Here is a 22,246-nt window from a genome sequence, read left to right as displayed (position 1 = left end):
CTGTTGCGGCTTCAGGCTAGGAGGACACGCCTGCCTGGTCCGGCCCCGTGTGGAAGTCAGTGGGGGAGCAGCCGGCTCAGGTTGACCCAGGGCTCGAGGGCCTTCAGGACGTCCTGGCCCCAGCTGCGGCCCCGCAGACGGCCATCGAGGATGGCGAGGCGCCCGCCCTGCCGGCGCAGTCCCGCCACACCGAGCTGCAGACGCGTGAGTCCGTCCGGCAGCAGCCGTTCGCGGAACCAGTCCCGCCCCTGGCAGCGCAGGGCCTGCACCTGGGCGGCGGTGAGCGGGTCCTCCAGGCTGGCGATGGGCAACAGCCCGACCACGATCTGGTCCGGCAGCGGCAGCCTGGACTGGTGGTCGAGCCACCAGCTCCAGCGGCCACAGACCACCCCGTTGCTCTCCGGTGCGGTGCTCTCGTGCTCCACGCGGCTGCCGAACTCGGCCGCGAGGCCACTGGTGAGCGAAAGGCGCAGTCCCTCGTCATCCAGCAGCACCAGCGTCAGGCCGGCCTGCCCCAGCACCAGTCGGCGACCCTGCTCCAAGAGGTGGTCGGGAAAGTGGGGGCTGTTGGGCAGGGGCTGGCGGAGGGGCGCGTACAGGGGGAGCGGGTCGGCCAGGGGGGGATCGCCCAGATCGACGCTCACGGTGGGGGAGAGGCCCAGCGGCGCACCGTTCGAGCGGCCGCCGTGGAGCCGGGGGCCGACCATCTCCCCCAGCAGCACCGCCCCGCGATCCGCCAGCAGGCCCTGCAGCACCTGGAGCGGTTCCAGGGGTTGGCGGTGCAGGGACCACTCCAGGCGCTCAGGGGTGCGGGTGGCCCAGGTGGTCCAGTTCTCTCTCCCGGTTTCCAGCCAGGTGTTCCACGGCTCGGGCAGGGGATGCAGCAGGGCCAGCATCTGGCGCAGCGGGGCCTCGTCTTCCGGGGCCAGGCCGACGGGGCGGTGGTGGCTGCGGGGATGGGCCATCACCTGGCGGCCGATGCGGCCATGCAGCTCCAGCAGGCTCGAGGCGGCGGCGGGGTGGGCGCGGGTCAGGCGCTCCCAGTCCGCCGGCCCGATGCTGAGCGCCAGGGCCTTCCGCAGGCGGGCATCGAGGTGTTCGGCTTCCGGGATCACCAGCTGGCGCTGCCCCAGCTGCCCCCGGCGCCAGGCCTCAACCAGCTGGTGGTGGCTCAGCAGCCACACCCGTGCCGACCCTGGCTGCTCACCTTCGTAGAAAGGCAGCAGCAGTCCGGCCTCCGGCTCGACCAGCCGGGGAAGTTCCACCTGCAGCACCCGCTGGCGCAGGGTTTCGCTCAGCACCAGGGCCACCGGGGCATCGCTCAGGGCCAGGGGCACCAGCAGCCCGACCAGCCAGCTCGGATCACTCCCAGGGGCCAGCCGCACCAGGGTCTGATCCCCGCGGCGCAGGCTGCGGGCGACCAGGCGGCAGAGACTCAGGTGGTGAGGCCAGCGCTCCCTGCCTTCACGCCGCAGCAGCGCCTTGAGCTGGTGGTGGGCGTGGGCCTCAAGCATCCGCCGTCAGCCGATGGGACTGAATCGTAGGAAGCTGGCTCAGCGGCACTGCAGCAGCGATGACAGCCCGGCTGGTTTCAGACGCGGAGCCGGCCCATGAGCCCCTCCAGGGGCCCGTGGGCATCGTGGGACTTGGCCTGATCGGGGGCTCCCTGGGGCTCGACCTCCTGGCCCAGGGGGTGGAGGTGCGGGCCCTGGTGCACCGTGCGGCCACCGCCGAGCGGGCGCTGGCACGGGGACTGGCCACGGCGGTCAGCCTCGACCCGCAGATCCTGCAGGGATGCGCCCTGGTGGTCCTCGCCCTGCCGCTGGATCGGCTGCTCGATCCCGATCCGGCCCTGCAGGCGGCGCTGCCCCCCGCGGCGGTGGTGACGGATGTGGGGTCGGTCAAGGCGCCCGTGCTGGATCGCTGGGGGGCGCTGCATCCCCGGTTTGTGGCCAGCCATCCCATGGCCGGAACGGCGGCGGCGGGGGTGGAGGCCGGTGAGCGCGGTCTCTTCGCTGGACGTCCCTGGGTGGCGACCCCTCGCCAGGACACCGATCCGGCGGCGCTGGCACAGGTGGCCGCTCTGGCTGGCCGGCTGGGGGCCCGCTGGCTGTGCTGTCCGGCGGAGAGTCACGACCGGGCGGTCGCCCTGATCTCCCATCTGCCCGTGCTGGTCGGTGCGGCCCTGATCCAGGGCGTCGACCGCGCGGCGTGTCAGCAGGGGGGTGACCTGCCGGCGCTGGTCAGGGCGCTGGCCTCCAGTGGGTTTGCCGACACCACCCGGGTGGGAGGGGGCAATCCGGAGCTCGGCACGCTGATGGCCCGCTGCAACCGATCGGCGCTGCGCGACGCCCTGGCCGCCTACCGCCTCAGCCTGGATCGGTTGGACGACCACCTGGAGCAGGCCGCCTGGGAGGAGCTCCACATTGAGCTCAGCGACTGCCAGCAGTTACGCCCCGGCTTCCTCTGAGGCGCCGCTCAGTTCCCGCTCCCGCCGGGGGGCAGCCGTCGCGGGCGTGCCGCCGAGCACCAGGTTCCGGCCGCGGCGGGCCAGCAGCTGGCGGCAGGCCATCAGCGCCGAGAGGCTGACGCCTGCGGTGCCCTCGCCCGGATGAATCGCATCCCCGCAGAGCCAGAGGCCCTCCAGAGGGGTGCGACTCGCCAGGCCGAAGGGGCCGAAGCTGCCGGGGCGCTGGCCCAGTCCTCCCACGAAGCCGAAGGGTCGGCCTGTCCAGCGGGCGAATCCCCGTGGGGTGGCCAGCTCCACGTGCCGCCAATCCGCCGGGGCGAGCCCCAGCAGCTGGGCGACCCCCCGCTGGATGCCGTCCAGGGCCTCACGCTTGGCGGCGCGGTAGGCCCCGGGTTCCAGGCCGAACCAGGGACGGGCTGGGGTGAACACGCTGGCGATCACCGTGGCCTGGCCCTCCGGAGCGCGGCCATCACCCGGCTGGCTCACCGAGAGGAAGAGAGGGCCGGGATCGGGCCAGTCCGTCTGCAGATGGCCTGGACAGTCCTGCGGCAGCGCCCGGCGATCGACGGCGGCGTACAGCACCAGGGCTCCCGAGGGATCGGGCAAGCCTGTCAGACGAGCGCGGTAGGAGCCCGGCAGCGCCTCCGCGCCGAGCAGGGCAGGCAGGCCCTGGGGCGGAATCGCCAGCACCACATCGGCGGCCTCGCAGTGGAACGGCACCGGCCCGCGTCCATCGCCCTGCCGGTGGCCCTGCACCCGCCAGCGCCCGCCGTGCCGCTGGAGGTGCTCCACCCGGTGGCGGAGCCTGATCCTCCCCCCTGCGGCGCTGAGGGCCTGTTCCAGCGCGGTGCTCAGGTTCTGCATCGAGCCGTGCAGATGCCAGAGGCCGTGGGGTTCCTGGGCCATCGCCAGCACCGTGGCGCCATAGAGCGCCGCCGTGCGATCGGCGGGTTCCTGGGAATAGAGCCGCAGCTGCAGATCCAGGAAGCGCCGCAGGCGGAGATCCCCACTGCAGCCGCAGAGCCTCAGCAGGTCGGCCACGGTGGCCCCCAGCAGCAGGCTGGTGGCCAGGTTGCCGGGGCCGAGAGCGCCCAGCAGGCGGGCCAGGTCCCACGGGCTGCGGGGCGGCAGCACCGGATCCCGACCCGCGAACGACCAATTGGCCGCGTGGATCCGGCTGCACAGCTGCCAGAAGGCCTCACTCCCCGGGAACTGCCTGGAGCGCTCCTCCCGCCAGCGCTGGGGGTTCCGCCACAGGCTCACGGGACGGCTGCCATCCCCGAGGTGCACCACGCAGCCGGGGTCGAGGGGGGTGGCGGCGGGGAGGTCGAGGCCGAGATGGCGGAAGATCCGCGCGTGGCTGCCACCGGGTTCGAGGCCAGCCACCTGGGTCGCGCCCACATCGAACACGTAGGGGCCGCGGCGAAAGGTGCCGGCACAGCCGCCACTCTGGCCATGGGCCTCCAGCAGTTCGACCTGCAGGCCTTCGTGCGCCAGCAGGGCGGCGGCCGTGAGGCCGGCGATGCCGGCCCCCACCACAACCGCGTCCACCCCCTGATCCATCGCGGCATGCTGGCAGGCAGATGACGCCCCCGGTGCCGTGACCGGCCTGCCCCTCCAACCCCTGGCGGCCTGGCTGGAGCCGAGGCTGGGCCGCCAGCTGAGGGATCTGCGGCCGGTGGGAGGTGGCTGCATCCACCAGGCCTGGCAGCTGGTCTGTGCGGATGGGAGCCGCCTGTTCGCCAAGACCAACCGCGCGGAGGCGCTGGCCCTGCTCGAGGCCGAGGCCCATGGTCTGGAGGCCCTCGCCCGCTGGGCCCCGGCGGATCTGCTGGTGCCCCGCCCCCTGGCCCTCGGGGTGGCGGGGGAGCGGGCCGTGCTGGTGCTGCCCTGGCTGGAGCTGACGGGCCGGAACGGCGACTGGAGTCAGCTGGGACGCGGCCTGGCCCGGCTGCACAGAGCCAGCGGTGCCGACCACGGCGGCCGTGGCTTCGGCCTGGAGACCGACAACTTCATCGGCTCAGCACCCCAGCGCAATGGCTGGCGCAGCGGCTGGGCCAGTTTCTTCGCGGAATGCCGCCTGAGGCCCCAGCTGGAGTGGGCGGCGGCGGCTGGCCTGGCCCTGCATGGCGCCGCAGAACTCCTGGAGCATCTGCCGGACTGGGTGGAGGCCCACGGTTGTGAGCCGGTGCTGGTGCACGGGGATCTCTGGTGCGGCAACGCCGGCCTGGTGGCGGGCGGCGGTGGGGCGATCTTCGATCCGGCCTGCTACTGGGGGGATCGGGAGGTGGATCTGGCGATGGCCGGCCTGTTCGGAGGGTTTCCCCAGGCCTTCTTCGAGGGCTACAGCCGGGAGTGGCCGCTCCCGCCGGGGGCGGAGCGGCGCTGTGAGATCTACAACCTGTACCACCTGCTCAACCACGCGAACCTGTTCGGCGGGGGCTACCTCCGCCAGGCCCAGGCCGTGGTCGACAGGCTGGTGGGCCGCGCCTGAGGAACGGTTGGAGCGAACGGTTGGCCCACCCCGGCCTTGCCCTTCCGCTGAACCGCCGGGGACCCGGTCCCAGGCGCCTGCCCCCTGCTGGACTCTCGGAGACTCAGCCCAGGTACTCCTTGCGGAGGCCCTGCAGCCGCGCCACCACGGCGCTGCGCTTCTCGCTGGTGGTGAGGTTGGTCCAGCTCCACTGGCCGACGACCACCAGGCCCAGCAGTTCCAGCAGGCCGGGCACGATCGGCAGCAGGTTGATGGTGTCCAGGACCCCTTTGATCAGGATCTGGGCAATGATCACGGCCAGGATGATGCCGCTGGCCTTGCCGATCCGGCCCATCTGGCTCCAGTCGACCTGGTCCAGGGTCTGGTTCACCTTGCCCAGAATCTCGCTGTAGCGCTCGGTGAAGTTGACGCCCCCGTCGGCCTCACCGCTGGCGGTGTCCTGGGTGAACACGCCCGTGGTGGGTGCTTCCCCGCTGTGGTCCGCTTCGCCGGTCTGAACCGCTTCGGTGGTGGTGTCGTTCATGGACCTGCGCTGGGCTCCGGATCGCAACGCTTCATAAGGTATCGGGGTGCCCTTCGCCGCGCCAACCGAGCTACGCCTTGATCATGGGCCGCTCATCGTTCTGCGCCGGGTGTTGACCTGCGCGGCACCGGAGGAGGGCTGTGCCCTGCTGCTGGGTCGTCGCGGCTCGCCCCACGGCGCCGCGGTGCCCTGGCATGGGCAGCGCATCTGGCCCTGTCTCAACACCTGGCCGGAGCCCGCCGAGCGCCGTCGCCGCTTCGCCATCGATCCCAGGGAGCAGCTGCTGGCCCAGAAGTGGGCCCGGCAGCGGGGGCTGGCCGTGCTCGGCGCCGCCCACAGCCACCCCAGCGGACAGGCGGTTCCCTCCCCCACCGACTGCGCCCTGACCCTGGCCCCAGCCCTGATGCTGATTCTCGCGGCGGACGGCGACCTCGCCGCCTGGTGGCTGGACGACACGGATCGTCAGCCCCAGCCGTTGCCATGGAGAATGGATGCTTGATCTGGTCTGTGGCCTGGGCTGCCGCAGCCTCGCCGTTGCCGATGCTCCCCCCCGACACCACCGACGTTCAGCTGAGCCCCGATGAGGTGGCCCGCTTTTCCCGTCACCTGATCCTTCCCGAGGTGGGCATGGAGGGACAGAAGCGCCTCAAGGCCGCCTCCGTGCTCTGCGTCGGCACCGGCGGCCTCGGCTCGCCCCTGCTGCTCTACCTGGCCGCCGCCGGCGTCGGTCGGATCGGCATCGTCGATTTCGACGTGGTGGATCACTCCAACCTGCAGCGTCAGGTGATCCACGGCACCAGCTGGGTGGGCAAGCCCAAGATCGAATCGGCCAAGGCCCGGATCCTGGAGATCAACCCCCATTGCCAGGTCGACCTCTACGAGACGGCCCTGACCAGCGAGAACGCCCTGGGCATCATCGAGCCCTACGACCTCGTGTGCGACGGCACCGACAACTTCCCCACCCGCTATCTGGTCAACGACGCCTGCGTGCTGCTGGGCAAGCCGAACGTCTACGGCTCGATCTTCCGCTTCGAGGGACAGGCGACGGTCTTCAACCTCGATGCGGAGAGCCCGAACTACCGCGACCTCTTCCCCGAGCCTCCGCCGCCGGGCATGGTGCCCTCCTGCGCCGAAGGCGGTGTGGTGGGGGTGCTGCCCGGCATCATCGGCGTGATCCAGGCCACCGAGGCCGTCAAGATCATCACGGGCATCGGCACCACCCTCAGTGGCCGGCTGCTGCTGTTCGATGCGCTCGGCATGAAGTTCCGCGAGCTCAAGCTGCGGCCCAATCCGGAGCGGCCCGTGATCGAGGAGCTGATCGACTACCAGGAGTTCTGCGGCGTGGGCGGCACCGCTCCCGGCCAGGAGGAGGCCGGCAGTGTGCCCAGCATCACGGTGGCGGAACTCAAGACCGTGATCGACGGTCAGCTGGAGGACATCCTGCTGCTCGATGTCCGCAATCCTCCGGAGGCTGACATCGCGGTGATTCCCGGATCGGTGCTGATGCCCCTCGATCGGATCGAGAGCGGCGAGGCGATCGAGGATGTGCGCCGGCTGGCCGAAGGCAAGAAGCTCTTCGTGCACTGCAAGCTGGGGGGCCGCAGTGCCAAGGCTCTGCTGGCCCTGGGGCGCCATGGCATCGAGGGGATCAACGTGAGTGGCGGCATCGATGCCTGGAGCCAGGAGATCGACCCCTCGGTGCAGCGCTACTGACCCCACGGTCCAGCGTTACTGACCCCTCAGTCCAGCGCTACTGACTGATCGCCTGACGCAGTTCGCCTGCCGCGGTGCCGGCCCGTCGGCGGGCGATCGGCTCAGTAATCCACGCCGCGCTTGAGGTCGATCCCCCGCTCGGCATAGTGCTTGTGGCACACCATCTCGGAGTGCACCGAGGCCAGATCGAAGTAGGCCGGACGGTTCTTGCAGCGACCGGTGAGGATCACCTCGGTCTCCGCCGGCTTGCGCAGCAGGGTCTGCACGATGGGCTCCTGGGGCAGGAGCTCCAGGTCGACCGTGGGGTTGATCTCATCGAGGATCACGGTCTTGTAGAGGCCGCTGGAGATCGCCGCCCGGGCGATCTCCCAGGCACGTTCGGCCTCCACGTAGTCGATCGGCTGCTGCTGTCCGCGCCAGACGATGGCATCCCGCCCGGACCGCAGATGGTCCACCAGGTGGGGGTAGCTCTCCCGGAGGGCGGCGATGGCGGCATCCTCGGTGTAGCCGGCTCCCCCCTTCAGCCACTGCAGGATCAGCACCCGGTGGCTCTTGTCCTGGCTGATGCCCCGCCCGATCGCCTGCAGCGCCTTGCCCAGGGCACTGGTCGACTTGCCCTTGCCTTCCCCGGTGTAGATCTCGATCCCGTCGAGGCCCTGGCCCAGCTCCGAGGAGTCGTCGTGGCGCCGGTGGGCCCGCATCTCCGAGTGGAGATCGGCGAGCTGCACCAGCTGGCGCGGCGCCCCCCGGCCGGTGCAGATCACCTCCATGCCCTCGGGTTTGGCCGCCAGGGTCTGGCAGACCCGTTCGGCATCCAGCAGCCCCAGGTCCAGCACGGGATTGAGTTCGTCGAGCACCACCACGGAGTAGAGGTTGCTGGCGATGGCTCCCTTGGCGATGTCCCAGCCCCGCTCGGCCTCCAGCCGATCGAACCGGGTGGCCTCGTCTGCCCCGAAGAAGTCGCCCCGGCCGGTGCGCACCTGGTCGATCAGATGGGGGAAACCCTGCTGGAGCGCTTCGATGGCGGCGTCTTCGTCGTAGGCGCGGCCCGGGCCCTTGAGGAACCGCAGCAGCAGCACGCGGGTGCGCTTCTGCTCGCAGATCCCCAGGCCGATCGTGCGCAGCACCACCCCCAGGGCGGCCTGGCTCTTGCCCTTGCCATCCCCGTCGTAGACGTGCAGCTGGCCGTGGGCCCGCTCATCGCTGCCGGCGGCCGTCCGGATGCCGATGCCCGAACCCCGGCCCGTCGTGCTGCCTGACCCGCTGCTGCGTCCCGTCTCCCGATGCGGCGTCTGCGTGCGGCTCGGGCTCATGCGCTGGGTGGGTTCGAGGGGATGCTACCCAGCCTCCCCCGGTGCCAGGGGGCTGGGTGTGGCCGGGTGCCGACCCGCCGGCCGGCCCCCCTGCTTGCCAGGATCATCGCCCTGGCCTGCCCCGAACCCCGCCCGTGGCCTTCACCCTGCTTGAGAGCCTGCCCCCCGAACTCGAGCGGAGTCTGGAGGATCTGCGCGCCAGCCTCGCTGCGCTGCCACGCATCGCGGTCGCCTATTCGGGAGGCGTGGACAGTGCCCTGGTGGCGGCCATTGCCGTGGAACAGCTCGGCGAGGGGGCCATGGCGATCACCGGGATCTCCCCCGCGCTGGCCCCGCATCTGCGGCGGGAGGCGGCGGTGCAGGCGCGCTGGCTGGGCATCGAGCATCGCGAGTTGCCCACCGCGGAGCTCGCCGATCCCGCCTATGCCAGCAATCCTTCCGAACGCTGCTACGCCTGCAAGCGGGAGTTGCATCGGCTGCTGGCCCCCGTCGCGGCAGCCGCCGGCGGCGCGGTGGTGCTCGATGGGGTGAACCGCGACGACCTGGGCGACCATCGCCCCGGAATCCGCGCGGCCCAGGAGCAGGGCGTGCGCTCACCGCTGGCGGAGCTGGGAATCGACAAGGCCGGTGTGCGCCGGTTGTCGCGGGCACTTGGCCTGCCCTGGTGGGACAAGCCTGCCCAGCCCTGCCTGGCTTCCCGTTTTCCCTACGGAGAACCGATCACCGCGGAGCGGCTGGAGCGGGTCGCCGCCGCGGAAGCCCGGCTGCATGCCGAGGGCTGGCCTCGACTGCGGGTGCGCTGTCAGGGACAGACCGCCCGCATCGAACTGCCTGCCGAGCAGCTGTCCGCCGCCCTGGAGCTGTGGAGGGATCCCGGCACCCGAGGGGAGCTGGTGGAAGCCTTCCGGCAGCTTGGCTTCACGGCGGTCAGCCTGGATCTGGAGGGTCTGGTGAGCGGCAAGCTCAACCGTGATCTCCAGCCAGGCGCCTCCGGAACGGCCAGCGGCTGAGCAGCCTTCGGGGCTTCGCCTCAGGCCACCAGGGCGGCCGCGGCCGGTGGGCTGGGTGGGGCCTCGTGACTCGGCTGTCGCTCGACTTCTGCGATCGCGGCGGGGGTTTCGCGCCGGAAGCTGGTGAGCTTGTGGTGGGCAGCGGCGAGTTCGTCGGCGAGCACGGCGCAGGCGCGCTCGGGCATGGTGTGGTCCCCACAGGTGAACACATCCACGGCGGCGTAGCCGGACTCGGGCCAGGTGTGGATGGAGATGTGGGATTCGGCCAGCAGGGCCAGGCCGGTGACGCCCTGGGGCTCGAAACGGTGGGTGATCAGATTGAGGAGGGTGGCACCAGCCCGTCGGGCTGCCGAGGTGATGGTGTCCCGGAGGAAGGCTTCGTCGTCGAGCCTGGCCTGATCACAGCCGTAGAGCTCGAGGATGCAGTGCTTGCCGACCGTGGCGGAGATGTTGGCAGAGCTGCTGGTTTTGGCCAGCGTCTCGGCTTTGGCCAGCGTGTCGACTGTGGCCAGCGTCTCAGCTGTGGCCAGCGTGTCGATGATCGGGCGGGTGGGGGTGTGGTCCGTGGTCTGGGGGGGTGTGTCGGCGCTCCATCCAGGGTGGGGGTGGAGGCAGGGCAGGCCTTGGGTCATCAAGGGTGAGCTGAACAGGCAGCCCACCATACGCGCCCGGATCCCTTCCGGCATCAGGTGGGACCCTCGACCGTGACCAGGCCCCCCGCCCGCAGCTGTGCGATCTGACAGCGCGCCCGCCAGCCGGCGCTGAACGCCTCCACATGGGTCGCGCTCACCAGGCATTGGTGATCTTCTCCCACCGCTTCGAGCAGGAGCTGCTGACGGTGCGGATCCAGCTCGGCGAGCACGTCGTCGAGCAGCAGCAGGGGCGGCTCGCCCACCACGGTCCTCACCAGGTCCAGCTCCGCCAGCTTGAGGGCGAGCACCAGGGTGCGCTGCTGGCCTGCCGAGCCGTAGCGCCGGGCCTCCTGGTGGCCCAGGGACAGGATCACCTCGTCGCGGTGGGGGCCCACCGTGCACTGCCCCAGCCGGAGTTCCTCCGGTCTCTGGGCGGCGAGTTGGCTCGCCAGGGCCTCACGCCAGGGCGCCTCCGCCTCCTCGCCCTCGAGAACGGTTCCGCTGCGGTAGCGGATCCCCAGCACATCCCGGCCGCCGCTGAGACGCCGCTGCCAGCCGGCCGCCAGCGGCTCCAGCCGCAGCAGGGCCCGGTGGCGGCGGCGATGCAGCCGGGTGCCCACCGTGGCCATCTGCAGGTCGAAGGCGTCGAGCAGGGCGGACTGCTCCATGCCGCCCAGGCCGCGTCGCAGCAGCTGGCTGCGCTGCCGCAGCAGCCTGCCGTAACGACTCAGCAGGTCGCCGTAGAGCGGCTCGAGCTGGAGCACCACCCGGTCCAGCCACTGGCGACGGCCGGCAGGTTCCCCCCGCACCAGGTCCAGGTCCAGGGCGCTGAAGCTGACGCAGCGCAGGGAACCCAGCAGATCCAGCTGGCGTTCGAGGATCTTGCCGTTGCGGCGGGCCTGGCGGCCGCCGGAGCGCCGCAGCTCGAGCTGCAGCTCGTCCCCCGCCGCCGTCCGGCCGCGCACGACGGCGGCCGGACATCCCTGCTGGATCAGATCCCGATCGGAGCCCGTGCGATGGGAGCGCAGGGACCCCAGCAGCTCGACGGATTCGAGCAGGTTGGATTTTCCCTCGCCGTTCGGCCCGAGCACCAGCAACCTGGGGGCCTCCAGGCTGAGGTCGAGCCGCGCGATGTTGCGGAACTGCAGCAGCTCGAGGCGTTGCAGCCGGATGGGTCCCGAGGCGGTGAGCGGCTAAGGTAGGGCCTCCGGGAACGAATCCCGGTGGTGGGCATGTAGCTCAGTTGGATAGAGCATCAGATTCCGGTTCTGAGGGTCGGGGGTTCGAGTCCCTCCATGCTCGTTGAGCCCACGCCCTGGCCTCGACGCCCATTCCCCGCTGCTGCGGGACTTTCACCTTCCGGCCGGAACCGGAAGGCTTTTTTGTTGCTGGGCCGCCCACGGCCCGCGGTCAGAGCCACAGCCCCATGGCCCGGATCCCGCCCGGATCCACGATGAACCCCTGGCGCTCGAGGGCCTTGAGCGACCCCGGCGGTGCCGACAGGGACACGCTGCAGCCGGAGAGTTCCCGCCGCAGCCGGGCCAGGGAGGCCTGCACCAGCGCCAGCATCACCTGGTCCCGGGTGGGCTCGGCCGGATCGGTGCTCAGGTCCCAGAGGTTGGCGTTGAGCGCCAGGTCGCTGGTGGCGCGCACGAAGCCCACCAGATGGCCCTGGGGATCCTCCACGCCCAGGTGCCAGAGGCTGCGCTCCAGGGCCCGTTGCCAGCGCTCGGGAGTCCGGGGGGCATCACCGGCCGCCGCAAGCAGGTGGTTCAGGGCCCGCGGATCCGGCCAGGGATCGAGCAGGAGCCGGTAGCCCTCCTGCAGACGGGGGGGCGGGGTTGGCGGACGGAAGGGGATCAACAGGGAGCCCAGGGTGATCGCTTGCGAGGGGTCAGCCGGTGTTGCGCATGCCGGCGGCAATGCCGTTGATGGTGAGCAGGGCGCCCCTGAGCAGTTCACTCCGGCTGTAGGTGCGGCCATCGCCGCTGCCGGTGGCAGCCTCGCTCATCGGGGGCTGTCGGTTCTGGTCGCGCAACCGCCGCAGCAGGGCGACCTGGAGGAACCCCAGGGGCACGATGGTGCGGTTGCGCAGATCCACCGACAGTTGCAGGGCGGGATCGCTGTCCAGCAGGCGCTGATGGCCGGTGATGGCCAGCACCAGATCGCGCGTCAGATCGAACTCCGCGGCAATCGTGGCGAAGATCTGCTCGAAGGCCTCACGGCGCTCGGGCCGGCCCAGGGCCTGCACGTAATGGTGGGCCAGGTCGATGTCGACCTTCGAGAGGGTCATCTCCACCTTCGAGATCAGCATCCGGAAGAACGGCCAGCGCTGGTAGAGCAGGCGCAGCAATTCCAGCTGCTCGGGATCCTGATCCAGCTCATCCCGCAGGGCGGCCCCCACCCCGAACCAGCTCGGGAGCAGGAAGCGGCTCTGGGTCCAGCCGAACACCCACGGAATGGCCCGCAGACTGGAGAGATCCTTGGCGCCGCTCTTGCGACGGGCCGGACGGCTGGAGATCTGGAGTTTGCTGATCTCCTCGATCGGGGTGCACTGCTGGAAGAAGGCCACCAGGTCGGGGTTGTCATGCACCAGGGTCCGGTAGAAGTCGCGGGAGCGGGCCGCCAGCCGCCCCATCAGCTCGTTCCAGCTGGGGGTGTTGTCCACCGGTGTGCTCACCAGGCTGTTCTGCAGCACCGCGGTGGTGAGGGTCTCGAGGTTGTAGAGAGCCAGCTCGGGCAGGGAGTATTTGGACGCCAGCACCTCCCCCTGCTCGGTGATCTTGATCCTTCCGCTCAGGGTGCCGTTGGGCTGGGCGAGGATCGCCTGGTAGGCCGGCCCACCACCGCGGCTCACGGATCCACCCCGGCCGTGAAAGATCCGCAGGGCCACATCGTGCTCGGTTGCGAGCTGTTGCAGGGCGATCTGGGCCTTGTGGATCTCCCAGTTGCTGGAGAGAAAGCCGGAATCCTTGTTGCTGTCCGAGTAGCCGAGCATCACCTCCTGAAGGGGCTGGCCGGTCTCCCCGCTGGCCAGCAGGTGGCGGTAGAAGGGCTGGCTGAACAGCTGGGCCATCACCTCCGGAGCGCGCTGGAGGTCCTCGACGGTCTCGAACAGCGGCACCACCAGCAGGCTCGAGCGCTGGGCCACGGGGTCCACCAGACCCGCCTCCTTGGCCAGCAGCAGAACTTCCAGCAGATCCGAGACCGTGTGACTCATGGAGATCACGTAGGTGCTGCAGATCCGTGTGCCGAACTCCTGCTGGAGGCGCTGCACCATGCGCAGCACCGCGAAGGTCTCGGCCGTCGTGGGGGTCCAGCTGGCTGCCGGTGGGAGCAGGGGCCGCCGGGTCTGCAGCTCGCCCAGCAGCCAGGCCACCCGCTGTTCCTCGTCCATCTCCCCGTAGGGCACGGGCAGCTGCAGGTAGCGACTGAGCTCGTCGAGGGCGTCGCTGTGGCGGGTGCTCTCCTGGCGGATGTCGAGGCTGGCCAGGCAGAAGGCGAAGATCTGCACCTGGCTGATCAGGTGCTGCAGCGATTCGCAGCTCAGGCCGGTGCTCTCCAGGCTCTGGAGCACCAGTTCGAGGTCGGTGCGGAACTCATCCACTGCTCCGTAGTGGAGCTCCTGCACCGGTGAGCCGCTGAGGTTGCCGATCGAGGCGGGCAGGGTGGCGAGGCCGTCACAGGGCGATTCCCAGCCCCCATCGGCCAGGAGCTGGTTGCGCCCATGGGTGAGCCGGAGCCGCTCGAGCACGTAGCTCAGCTTGAGGCGGTAGGGCTCGAGGCGGTAGCGGGCAGCCCGTTCCTCGTAGATCTCCGGGAAGCGGAGCCGGTCCATCTCCAGGGATTCCAGCAGCGCCGGACTGACCTGACTCCACTGCATCGAGATGCTGAGCTGGTCCCGCAGTTCACCGACGGCCTTGATGTAGCGCTCCAGCATCAGCTGGCGCTGGAAGCAGGCCGTGCGCCAGGTGATCTCCGGGGTCACCGACGGGTTGCCGTCCCGGTCGGCCCCCACCCAGGAGCCGAAGGTGCAGAAGGAGTCGCGGGGGGCCTCCACGTCGGGGTAGGTGTCGAGCAGCGCCGAGCGGATCCGCTGGCGCAGCAGCGGCATGGCTTCGAAGAGCACCTGCTGGAAGTAGTGGAGGGCGTAGTCGACCTCATCGAGCACGGTGGGCTTGAACTGGTGCAGTTCGTCGGTGCGCCACCACAGCCGGATCTCCTCCTCCAGCTGGAGCCGCAGGCTCTGCCGCTCCACCCGGTTGAGTCCGCTGCCCTGTTCGAGCGTCTGGATCAGGGTGGCCACGCGCCGTTGCTTGTGGCGCACGGTGTGCCGCACGATTTCGGTGGGGTGGGCCGTGAACACCAGGCGCAGGTCCAGATTGCGCAGCAGGTTCTCGATCTGGGCCGGCGGAACATTCAGGTTGCGCAGGCGTTCGAACAGCTGCCGGAATGTGGCCGGTTCGGTCTGGCTGGCGAGGGGTGGCAGGAAGGGATCGCTGGAGGCCGCCTCCGGCAGCGTCTTGAGGCTGTCGAGGTAGCTGTCTTCCTCGATGTGCTGTTCGAGGATGTTGACCAGCTGAAAGTAAAGCGAGAAGGCCCGCGCCGCGGCGATGGCCTCGGCCAGGTCCATCTCCCGGATCAACTGGACGATGGCGTCGGCCGTGTCGGCGACCGCGGTGCCGGATTCGCTGGGATCGCTGAGCTGCTTGAGGCGCAGCAGCCGCTCGGCGTGGCTCGGCGGGCACTCGCTGCGCAGCACCGTTTCCCAAAGGTCCTCGACCAGCTCCAGCCGCTCCCCCAGCAGCCGGGTCGCCCGCTGCGAGGGTTCGACGACGGGAGGCACGAACTGCCGCATGGAGGCTGGTCGGTCGTCGCTGGTGGTGAGGATCATCCCAAAAGGCCCAGTGCTGCGTCTGTGCCCGTCATGGCGGCGAGTTCATCCTCCTGCTCCACCATGACCCTGACCTCGTCGGCCACGATCGCACGGATCGTTTCACCGTTCCGGTGACGGCCCAGCCAGCGCATGGCCTGGTTGCCCTGCTCCAGCACCGCCTCCAGCGGTTCGATCACCGGCGTGAGGCCGAAGGCCGCGGCCAGGGGGGCAACCTCCTCGAGCAGCTGCCGCAGCCAGGCGCGCGCCTGGATCGGCGTGCCGTCGCGCCAGTGGCGCAGCGTGGCGTCCAGGCTGGACCGGGCCGCGGCGCGGTCGTTGGCGTCGGCCAGGCGGGCCAGCTCATCGGTGTCCAGCCGGCTGGCCCGCAGAGGGTCCCACTGCTCGGGGTCGTTCTGGGCCAGCCGCACACGGAGCTCCGCCAGGGCCGTGATCGCCAGCAGCAGAACCGGGTCACTGACCAGGTCGCAGATGCGGATCTCCAGCCGGTTGAGGCCGTAGGGGCGGTCTTCCCCGTTGGGGCGCACGGAGGTCCAGAAATGCCGCACGTTCTGCATGGTGCCGCGCTGCAGCTGCTGCTCCATCCAGTCGACGTAGTGCCCGTGGCTGAGGAACAGGGGCACCTCGGCGGGTGTGAGGGGGAACTGGAGCCAGCGCTGGGAGTGGGCACCGGTGACGGCGCCGTCGAGAAAGGGGGAGCTGGCGCTGAGGGCCAGCAGCAGGGAGGCCTCACAGCGCAGCAGCCGCAGGCCGGCAAACAGCGGCTCCATGGCGGTGAGTCCGAGATTGATGTGGACGCTGGCCGTCACCACACGGGTGCCGTAGGTCTGCTCGATGTAGTCGTGGTAGGGGTTGGCGGGGTCGGACCGCTCGAAGTGGCCACTGTCCCCCAGGCTGAGGGTGCTGCCGGGCAGCAGGGTGAGGTCCCGCTGCTGCAGCCAGCGCCGCAGGCGTCGCCGCGGCTCGAGCAGCAGGCTGAGCTGGCGGGCGTAACTCGCCTCCGGGGGTGTGATGTATTCCAGGTTGCGGTGGTCCGGCTCGGTGACGAACCCCTGCAGGGCTGCCGCGGCCTCTGCTGAGCAGCCCACCACCGTGCCATCACGGCGGCCGGTGTAGAGCTCCACTTCGAAGCCCTTGAGCAGCAGGGGGGCGACCGTGGTCGTCTGTGGCGCGTCGGGTTGGTTCACTCCAGGCAGGCCAGGGCCTTGAGCATGCCTCGGGCCTTGTTGAGGGTCTCCTGATACTCCGCCGCTGGGCGGGAATCGGCCACCAGGCCGGCTCCTGCCTGCACCTGGACCCGCCAGGAGCCATCGGCGGTCGGTTGGACCACCATGGTGCGAATGGTGATGGCGGTGTTGAGCGCGCCGCCCAGGTCCACGGCCCCGTAGACCCCCGAGTAGGGCCCGCGTGCATCGGGCTCGAGGTCATGGATCAGCTGCATGGCCCGGATCTTCGGGGCGCCACTCACGGTGCCGGCCGGGAAGGCCGCCATCAGCAGATCCCACACCGATTTGTCCGGGGCCAGCAGACCCTCGACCTGGCTGACGATGTGCATCACATGGGAATAGCGCTCGATCACCATCAGATCGGTGACCCGGACGGTCCCCGGCCGGCACACCCGGCCCAGGTCATTGCGGCCCAGGTCCACCAGCATCACGTGCTCGGCCCGTTCCTTCGGATCCGCCAGCAGCTCGGCCTCCAGGGCCCGGTCCTCCGCCTCGTCGGCGCCGCGCGGTCGGGTGCCCGCGATCGGCCGCAGGGAGGCCTGGATGCTCCCTCCGGCCACCGGTTCCGCCTTGACCATGACCTCAGGGCTGGAGCCGATCAGGTGCCAGTCGCCGAAATTGAAGAAGGCCATGTAGGGGGAGGGGTTCACCATCCGCAGGCTGCGGTACAGCTCGAAGGGATCCCGGCTGAACCGGCTCTCCAGCCGCTGGCTGAGCACGAGCTGGAAGACGTCCCCGGCGGCGATATGGTCCCGGGCCCGCTCCACGGCCGACTCGAAATCGGCCCGGCTGCGGTTGCTGGTGGCCTTGATCTCGGTGGACTGGCTGTCATGCCACTGCAGGGGCGTGACCCCCGCGGGCAGGGGCTCGTGCATGCGGGTTTCCAGGGCGGCGATGCGGTTGGCCGCGGCCGCGTGGGCCGTGGCCGGGTCCTCGCCGCCGCTGAGATCGGCGTAGGCGATGGCGGTGATCTGGCGCTTCACCTGGTCGAAGACCAGCAGGCTGTCGGCCAGCATCCAGCAGCCATCCGGCGGGGCTCCATCGGCGCGGGGGTGGACGGGCACGCTCGGCTCGATCCAGCGGATGAGTTCGTAGCCCCAGAAGCCGAACAGGTGGCCCACCGGGGGCAGTCCGGGGATCGGGCTGCTGCTCAGGGGCTCGAGGCAGCGGCGCAGCAGGTCGAAGGGATTGCCGCTGAGGGCCTCCTGCCGGCCATCGCGCCACTCCCGCACAGACTGCTCCCCCCGGCTGGTGAGGGTCCAGAGCGGCTCACTGACCACAAAGCTCCAGCGGCCGATGCGCTCGCCCCCCTCGACCGATTCCAGCAGCACCCCATGGGCACTGGCGGCGCCGACCTTGAGCCAGGTGGTCAGCGGCGTTTCGAGATCCGCAGGCCAGCGCTTCCAGAGCGGGATGAAGGTCTTGCCTGCCGCCACCTGATCGCGGAAGGCCTGGTCCATGGAGCCAGGGGCCATGGAAGCAGGGCGATCGGACTGCAACATCGGAGGACCGGCAGGCAAAAAAAACGGGGCGCCGGGCCCCGCCTTTATAGGAGTTGGTTGGACGACAACCGGGAGGGCTCAGGTGGGGCTCAGGCGTCGAAGGTGTTCTTACCGGTGAACTTGAGGGTCGAGGGGTTCACATTGGCACCGATGCTGCGGGGGTTGTGTCCCACGATCGGACGTCCCTCGTTGACTTTCTCGGGGAAGACACCGTCCTTGGGATGCAGGTACTCGGTGTCGCCGCCGGGGTAGATCCGGTAGATCTTGTAGTCCTCGATCCGAGGCTTGAACTTGGTGCGCAGCTGGGTGCCCAGGGCCAGGCACTGCTCCTTGCGGGCGAAATACATGAGGTTCTCGCCCTCGTTCATCTCGGCAGCGCCGCCCGTGGGGAGCTCGAAGGCCTGAGCCTTGGAGCTCGTCCAGGTGATGGCGTATTTCTCTTCGGTTTCAGCGGCGTTGAGCAGCCCGCCCGTGCTGCCGATGTACTTGGGAAGTTGACCGCTCAGCGCCGTTGCTGTCATGGCTAATTCAGGTGTCGGCAGACTGGTTCAGCGGGAAACTAGCACCGCGTTTTTGGCCCCCTCGGCCCGAGTCCCCCACTCTTCACACCCGTCAACAAACCGGCCGGGCTGAGCGTGCCGGGCCGGTTCAGCAGGCTGGGAAGAACACCGTCAGGCCGCTGCCGCTGCGTTCGGTGAGCCGCCCCCCGAGGCGTTCGAACAGCTGCTGGGTGGCCTGGCGGCTGAGCTGGAGGCTCCCGGTGGCGGGATTCCAGCTCAGCACCGGGCCCACCAGGTGACGCCGCTGGGCCTCGTGGTCGGTGCCCGCGAATCCCGCCGCCGTCCCCTCGCTGCTCAGCTGCAGCTTGAGCCGCGCCCCCGCTGGCTGCAGGGAGAGATGCACGGTGCTGCCGGCCGGCAGGCTGCGGCTGAAGCGGTCGATCAGCCCGCCGAGCATGGTTTCGAGCCTGGCCGGATCGCTCAGCACCGGCGGCAGGCCCTCGGCGATGGTGAGGCGCAGCACCAGTTCACGCCGCGCCAGCTGGCGCCCCCAGAGCTCTTCGAGGGCCCGCAGCAGCTGGCTCAGGTCGGTGCGGGCCAGCGGCGGACCCGCCTGGCCCGGCTGCTGCCCGGGCTCGCGCTGCAGCTCGGCGGCCAGGAAGATCAGGCCGAAGCGGTCGATCTGTTCGCTGCATTCCCCGTCGATCTGCTCGAGGCGCTGACGCACCACGGCGGGCAGATCGGACCGTCGCAGCAGCGAGCGGATCAGGGTGCGGATCGTCGCCAGCGGGGTGCGCACCTCGTGGGTGAGGGCTTCGAGCAGGGCCAGCTCACTGCTGACCGCCTGGGGCGTCTCCCGCCGGGGCCCATGCACCAGGGGCTGCAGGGTCAGGCTCGGCGCCATGGTCGCCAGACGGTCCGCCAGGCGGGGCCAGAACTGCGTGCCGAGGGATGGGTCGCTGTGGAGGGGGCCGAGGCGTTGCACAGCGTCGCGCAGGCCCTGGGCGGCGGCGCTGTCGGTGCGTTCCAGCCGTTGGTGGATCAGCGACAGGGCCGTGGAGAGCACCTCGGGATCGAAGCGCACCACCAGCCGGCGGGCGTTGGGGGGGCCGTCCAGGCAGAGCGCCACCTGGAGCCCCGGGGTGATCAGCAGCAGCAGGGGATCGCTGCCATCCTCCGGCTCCAGGGGAAGACGCTGAAACCCCCCGCCGCTCAGCGGCTCGGGTGCCGAACCCGGCAACAGGGGGGCGGTGGAGGGCAGCAGTTCGTCGAGCGGGGCCGGGCTCCACACCCAGCCCTGCAGGCGCTGGAGCAGCGCGGGTTCGTAGAGCGCCGGCAGAGGCGCCGCCAGCCAGAGGCCCGAAACGTTTCCACGGGGGAGGAGAAAGTCTTCCTGGAGCGTGGCCAGGGCCGCCCACCACTGGCGACGGACCCCGTCCTCGTTGCTGGATCCCGCGGGCACTCCCTCGGCCAGGCAACGCTTCAGCTGGGCGAGGCTCACCAAGACATTCAGCTCCCTACCAGCGGCTCTGGGACGAACGGCCGCGCCGGGCCACTGAGGCGCAGAGCCCCAGGGCCATGAAATTCATCAGCATGGCCGAACGGCCATAGCTCAGGAACGGCAGCGGAATGCCGGTGATGGGACCGAGGCCGATCGTCATGTTGATGTTCACCACCACCTGGAACATCAGCATCGCCCCGATGCCCACCACCACCAGCGACTCGTAATCGGTGCGGGCACGGCCGGCGATCTGCAGCAGCCGCCACATCAGCAGCACGAAGCCCACCACGACCAGGACCGAGCCGATGAAGCCGGTCTCCTCGCCGAGGGCGCTGAAGATGAAATCGGTGTGCTGTTCCGGAATGAAGCGCAGTTTGGTGAGGGAGCCCTGCATCAGTCCGGTGCCCCACAGCTGGCCACTGCCGATGCCCACGGTGCTCTGCAACAGGTGATACCCACCCCCCAGCGGGTCCTGGCCGGGGTCGAGGAAGAGGGTGAGGCGGTCGCGCTGGTGCGGCCGCAGGCCGTGCTCCCAGAGCCACGGGGTGAGCACGGCGAACAGCCCCTGCACCGCCACGCTGACAGCCAGCACCACCCGTTTCCAGGGCAGAGAGCTCCAGGCCAGCCATCCCACCAGGGGGATCCAGCCGATCAGCAGCCAGGGCAGGGTTCCCGCGGCGATGGCGCTCACGAGCGGCGACAGGAGCAGCACCACCCAGGCTCCGGGCATGCCGGCCCAGAACAGCGTCACCAGCAGCACGGCCCCGAACACCAGGGAGCTGCCGAGGTCAGGCTGGATGAACACGAGCAGCCAGGGCAGACCGATCAGGCTCACCGGACGGACCAGGTCGACCGGGCGCTCGATCGGATGGCGGGCCAGCACCTGGGCCAGCAGGAGGATCGCTCCAAGCTTGGCGAATTCGGAGGGCTGCACATAGAAGCCGCCGATGTTGATCCAGCTCTGGGCCCCCAGGGCGCTCACCCCGACGATCCGAACCGCCACGAGGCTGGCCACCAGGGCCCCGTAGATGACCCATTTGAAGGGCAGCAGCCGCTCCAGGGGCATCCGGGCCAGCAGCAGGGCCAGCCCCATCCCCACTGCTCCGGTCACCCAGTGCTGGTACCAGTCGGCGTAGTCGGCCTGGCGCTGGGTGCTGGCGATCAGGATGCCGGCCACGAGCACCATGGCCAGGGGAATGCCCCAGAGGAGCCAGTCCACGTCGGCGAGGGGGCGGCGTCGGACCCCAGGGCCGCCGGAGAACAGTCCCCGGCCGCGCCGCGGCAGGCTCAGCATCCGCTCAGGCGGCCACCGGAGCGAGCGTGGCGATCCTGGCGGCCAGATCGAGGAAGGCCCTGGCCGTGACTGAGTCGGGCTCGGCGATGACCACCGGGCGGCCGCTGTCCCCGGCTTCCCGCACGGGCATCTCGAGGGGCAGCTCGGCGAGCAGGGCAACCCCGGCCTCCTCAGCCAGCCGGGCGCCGCCGCCACTGCCGAAGATCGGGTAGCGCTTCTCCGGGGCATCGGGAGGAATGAACCCGCTCATGTTCTCCACCACCCCGAGCACGTTCACGCCCATCTGGAGGAACATCGCCAGGCCGCGGCGGGCGTCGGCGAGGGAGACCTCCTGCGGGGTGGTCACCACGATCACGCCGGCCATCGGCACGGCCTGGGCCAGGGTGAGCTGGGCATCGCCCGTACCGGGTGGAAGGTCCACCACCACGACATCGCGCTCGCCCCAGTCGACCTGATAGAGGAACTGGCGGATGATGCCGTTGAGCATCGGCCCCCGCCAGATCACGGGCTGGTTCGCGTCGATCAGCAGGCCCATGGAGACCACGGCGATGCCGCAGCTGGGGATGGGGACCAGCACCTGGCCGGCGCCTTCGCCGCGCACCTCCGGGGTGCGGTCGGCCACGCCGAGCATGGTGGGGGCGTTGGGGCCGTAGATGTCGGCGTCCAGCAGGCCCACCCGCAGTCCGGTGCGGGCCAGGGCGCAGGCCAGGTTCACGGCCACCGTGCTCTTGCCCACGCCACCCTTGCCGCTGCTCACGGCAATCACCTGCCGCACCCCCGGGATCGGCTGGCGTTCCGGCAGCTGGCCGTGGCCTCCAGGACCATGACCGGCCGCCCCGATCGGGGCTCCAGCCGAGGCCGCGGCGGCGGGCTGGGCCAGCTCGATCTGCACGTCATCGATCCCCTCGAGGCTGAGCAGGGCCTCGCGGGCCTCGGCCACGATGCGGTCGCGCTGGCTCTGGGCAAAGCTGGGCAAGGCGAGGCGGATCACGGCCCGCTGCCCCTGCAGGCGCGGCTCCTGGATCCAGCCCAGCTCGAGCAGGTTGCGGCCGCTGCCGGCGTCCTTCACGGCGGTGAGGGCGGCTTGGGCCTGCTCAGCAGTGGCCATCCAACCAGGGTTCAGGGAGGCCGATCCTAGGTGTCCTCACCGGGGTGACTGCCGTGACAGAGCCTC

19 protein-coding genes and 1 tRNA gene are annotated in these 22,246 nt (G+C 70.3%); 6 read left to right on the top strand and 14 right to left on the bottom strand.

The window, feature by feature from the left end:
* Nucleotides 1-56: 56 nt before the first annotated feature.
* Nucleotides 57-1,514: a hypothetical protein gene (locus ACLNEE_RS09435; RefSeq protein ID WP_411423293.1), complete on the bottom strand. Its 1,458-nt coding sequence runs from the start codon at nucleotides 1,512-1,514 to the stop codon at nucleotides 57-59.
* 59 nt (nucleotides 1,515-1,573) lie between these two features.
* On the opposite strand from ACLNEE_RS09435, the gene ACLNEE_RS09430 reads away from it, so the two are divergent.
* Nucleotides 1,574-2,470 (top strand): prephenate/arogenate dehydrogenase, encoded by an 897-nt coding sequence (locus ACLNEE_RS09430; RefSeq protein ID WP_411423294.1) that lies wholly within the window; start codon nucleotides 1,574-1,576, stop codon nucleotides 2,468-2,470.
* Here ACLNEE_RS09430 and crtD read toward each other — a convergent pair.
* A complete protein-coding gene (gene crtD / locus ACLNEE_RS09425) occupies nucleotides 2,450-4,033 on the bottom strand; it encodes a C-3',4' desaturase CrtD (protein WP_411423295.1) in 1,584 nt (527 codons plus the stop codon). The two genes, ACLNEE_RS09430 and crtD, sit on opposite strands and share 21 nt — an antisense overlap.
* Nucleotides 4,034-4,070: 37 nt before the next feature.
* Here crtD and ACLNEE_RS09420 point away from each other — a divergent pair, with 37 nt between their 5' ends.
* Entirely contained in the window at nucleotides 4,071-4,964 is an 894-nt protein-coding gene (locus ACLNEE_RS09420; RefSeq protein ID WP_411423296.1) for a fructosamine kinase family protein, read from the top strand.
* A gap of 103 nt (nucleotides 4,965-5,067) precedes the next feature.
* Here ACLNEE_RS09420 and ACLNEE_RS09415 read toward each other — a convergent pair whose 3' ends face one another.
* Nucleotides 5,068-5,487, bottom strand: coding sequence for a CAAD domain-containing protein (locus ACLNEE_RS09415; RefSeq protein ID WP_412007029.1), 420 nt, complete (start codon nucleotides 5,485-5,487; stop codon nucleotides 5,068-5,070).
* A 112-nt stretch (nucleotides 5,488-5,599) separates the two neighbouring features.
* On the opposite strand from ACLNEE_RS09415, the gene ACLNEE_RS09410 reads away from it, so the two are divergent.
* On the top strand, nucleotides 5,600-5,986 hold the full coding sequence (locus ACLNEE_RS09410; protein WP_412007028.1) for a M67 family metallopeptidase: 387 nt from the start codon (nucleotides 5,600-5,602) through the stop codon (nucleotides 5,984-5,986).
* Nucleotides 5,987-6,027: 41 nt separating this feature from the next.
* Nucleotides 6,028-7,200 (top strand): molybdopterin-synthase adenylyltransferase MoeB, encoded by a 1,173-nt coding sequence (moeB, locus tag ACLNEE_RS09405; protein ID WP_411423302.1) that lies wholly within the window; start codon nucleotides 6,028-6,030, stop codon nucleotides 7,198-7,200.
* A 101-nt stretch (nucleotides 7,201-7,301) separates the two neighbouring features.
* On the opposite strand, the gene ACLNEE_RS09400 is transcribed toward moeB, so the two are convergent.
* A complete protein-coding gene (locus ACLNEE_RS09400) occupies nucleotides 7,302-8,513 on the bottom strand; it encodes a cob(I)yrinic acid a,c-diamide adenosyltransferase (RefSeq protein ID WP_412007027.1) in 1,212 nt (403 codons plus the stop codon).
* 158 nt (nucleotides 8,514-8,671) lie between these two features.
* On the opposite strand from ACLNEE_RS09400, the gene larE reads away from it, so the two are divergent.
* Nucleotides 8,672-9,523 (top strand): ATP-dependent sacrificial sulfur transferase LarE, encoded by an 852-nt coding sequence (gene larE / locus ACLNEE_RS09395; protein ID WP_411424729.1) that lies wholly within the window; start codon nucleotides 8,672-8,674, stop codon nucleotides 9,521-9,523.
* A 20-nt stretch (nucleotides 9,524-9,543) separates the two neighbouring features.
* Here the strand turns inward: larE and speD are convergent, their stop codons facing one another.
* Together speD and recF are read right to left on the bottom strand one after the other, a co-directional pair.
* The gene (speD, locus tag ACLNEE_RS09390; RefSeq protein WP_412007026.1) at nucleotides 9,544-10,155 is read right to left on the bottom strand and encodes an adenosylmethionine decarboxylase; all 612 of its coding nucleotides are present in this window, start codon (nucleotides 10,153-10,155) and stop codon (nucleotides 9,544-9,546) included.
* A gap of 53 nt (nucleotides 10,156-10,208) precedes the next feature.
* Nucleotides 10,209-11,321 (bottom strand): DNA replication/repair protein RecF, encoded by a 1,113-nt coding sequence (gene recF, locus ACLNEE_RS09385; protein WP_412007038.1) that lies wholly within the window; start codon nucleotides 11,319-11,321, stop codon nucleotides 10,209-10,211.
* Nucleotides 11,322-11,383: 62 nt separating this feature from the next.
* Here recF and ACLNEE_RS09380 point away from each other — a divergent pair.
* Nucleotides 11,384-11,457: transfer RNA gene (locus tag ACLNEE_RS09380), tRNA-Arg, on the top strand.
* A gap of 108 nt (nucleotides 11,458-11,565) precedes the next feature.
* On the opposite strand, the gene ACLNEE_RS09375 is transcribed toward ACLNEE_RS09380, so the two are convergent.
* The 8 genes from ACLNEE_RS09375 to ACLNEE_RS09340 form a co-directional block, all read right to left on the bottom strand.
* On the bottom strand, nucleotides 11,566-12,018 hold the full coding sequence (locus ACLNEE_RS09375; RefSeq protein WP_411423764.1) for a hypothetical protein: 453 nt from the start codon (nucleotides 12,016-12,018) through the stop codon (nucleotides 11,566-11,568).
* 31 nt (nucleotides 12,019-12,049) lie between these two features.
* Entirely contained in the window at nucleotides 12,050-15,049 is a 3,000-nt protein-coding gene (gene ppc, locus ACLNEE_RS09370; RefSeq protein ID WP_411423765.1) for a phosphoenolpyruvate carboxylase, read from the bottom strand.
* Nucleotides 15,046-16,236, bottom strand: coding sequence for a glutamate--cysteine ligase (gene gshA, locus ACLNEE_RS09365; RefSeq protein ID WP_411423766.1), 1,191 nt, complete (start codon nucleotides 16,234-16,236; stop codon nucleotides 15,046-15,048). Before gshA ends, ppc begins: the two co-directional genes overlap by 4 nt.
* Nucleotides 16,233-17,750, bottom strand: a complete 1,518-nt coding sequence (locus ACLNEE_RS09360; RefSeq protein WP_412007025.1) for an anthranilate synthase component I family protein — start codon at nucleotides 17,748-17,750, stop codon at nucleotides 16,233-16,235. Before ACLNEE_RS09360 ends, gshA begins: the two co-directional genes overlap by 4 nt.
* A 116-nt stretch (nucleotides 17,751-17,866) precedes the next feature.
* On the bottom strand, nucleotides 17,867-18,298 hold the full coding sequence (gene psaD / locus ACLNEE_RS09355; protein ID WP_411423767.1) for a photosystem I reaction center subunit II PsaD: 432 nt from the start codon (nucleotides 18,296-18,298) through the stop codon (nucleotides 17,867-17,869).
* 127 nt (nucleotides 18,299-18,425) lie between these two features.
* Entirely contained in the window at nucleotides 18,426-19,778 is a 1,353-nt protein-coding gene (locus tag ACLNEE_RS09350; RefSeq protein WP_411423786.1) for a sensor histidine kinase, read from the bottom strand.
* A 16-nt stretch (nucleotides 19,779-19,794) separates the two neighbouring features.
* Nucleotides 19,795-21,072: a rod shape-determining protein RodA gene (gene rodA, locus ACLNEE_RS09345; RefSeq protein WP_411423768.1), complete on the bottom strand. Its 1,278-nt coding sequence runs from the start codon at nucleotides 21,070-21,072 to the stop codon at nucleotides 19,795-19,797.
* A 4-nt stretch (nucleotides 21,073-21,076) separates the two neighbouring features.
* On the bottom strand, nucleotides 21,077-22,180 hold the full coding sequence (locus tag ACLNEE_RS09340; protein ID WP_411423769.1) for an Mrp/NBP35 family ATP-binding protein: 1,104 nt from the start codon (nucleotides 22,178-22,180) through the stop codon (nucleotides 21,077-21,079).
* Between the last annotated feature and the right edge of the window lie 66 nt (nucleotides 22,181-22,246).

The sequence above is a fragment of the Aphanothece stagnina RSMan2012 genome (genome assembly GCF_046764815.1).
Lineage (GTDB): Bacteria > Cyanobacteriota > Cyanobacteriia > PCC-6307 > Cyanobiaceae > NIES-981.
Note: the sequence above shows the minus strand (reverse complement) of the source record. Positions and strands in the feature narration are given on the sequence as shown.

Coding starts and splice junctions, on each gene's coding strand:
- ACLNEE_RS09435 (WP_411423293.1), bottom strand. CDS start 1,514: ATGCTTGAGGCCCACGCCCACCACCAGCTCAAGGCGCTGCTGCGGCGT.
- speD (WP_412007026.1), bottom strand. CDS start 10,155: ATGACCCAAGGCCTGCCCTGCCTCCACCCCCACCCTGGATGGAGCGCC.
- ACLNEE_RS09430 (WP_411423294.1), top strand. CDS start 1,574: ATGACAGCCCGGCTGGTTTCAGACGCGGAGCCGGCCCATGAGCCCCTC.
- ppc (WP_411423765.1), bottom strand. CDS start 15,049: ATGATCCTCACCACCAGCGACGACCGACCAGCCTCCATGCGGCAGTTC.
- crtD (WP_411423295.1), bottom strand. CDS start 4,033: ATGGATCAGGGGGTGGACGCGGTTGTGGTGGGGGCCGGCATCGCCGGC.
- rodA (WP_411423768.1), bottom strand. CDS start 21,072: ATGCTGAGCCTGCCGCGGCGCGGCCGGGGACTGTTCTCCGGCGGCCCT.
- moeB (WP_411423302.1), top strand. CDS start 6,028: ATGCTCCCCCCCGACACCACCGACGTTCAGCTGAGCCCCGATGAGGTG.
- ACLNEE_RS09415 (WP_412007029.1), bottom strand. CDS start 5,487: ATGAACGACACCACCACCGAAGCGGTTCAGACCGGCGAAGCGGACCAC.
- ACLNEE_RS09340 (WP_411423769.1), bottom strand. CDS start 22,180: ATGGCCACTGCTGAGCAGGCCCAAGCCGCCCTCACCGCCGTGAAGGAC.
- ACLNEE_RS09360 (WP_412007025.1), bottom strand. CDS start 17,750: ATGGCCCCTGGCTCCATGGACCAGGCCTTCCGCGATCAGGTGGCGGCA.
- ACLNEE_RS09400 (WP_412007027.1), bottom strand. CDS start 8,513: ATGAGCCCGAGCCGCACGCAGACGCCGCATCGGGAGACGGGACGCAGC.
- psaD (WP_411423767.1), bottom strand. CDS start 18,298: ATGACAGCAACGGCGCTGAGCGGTCAACTTCCCAAGTACATCGGCAGC.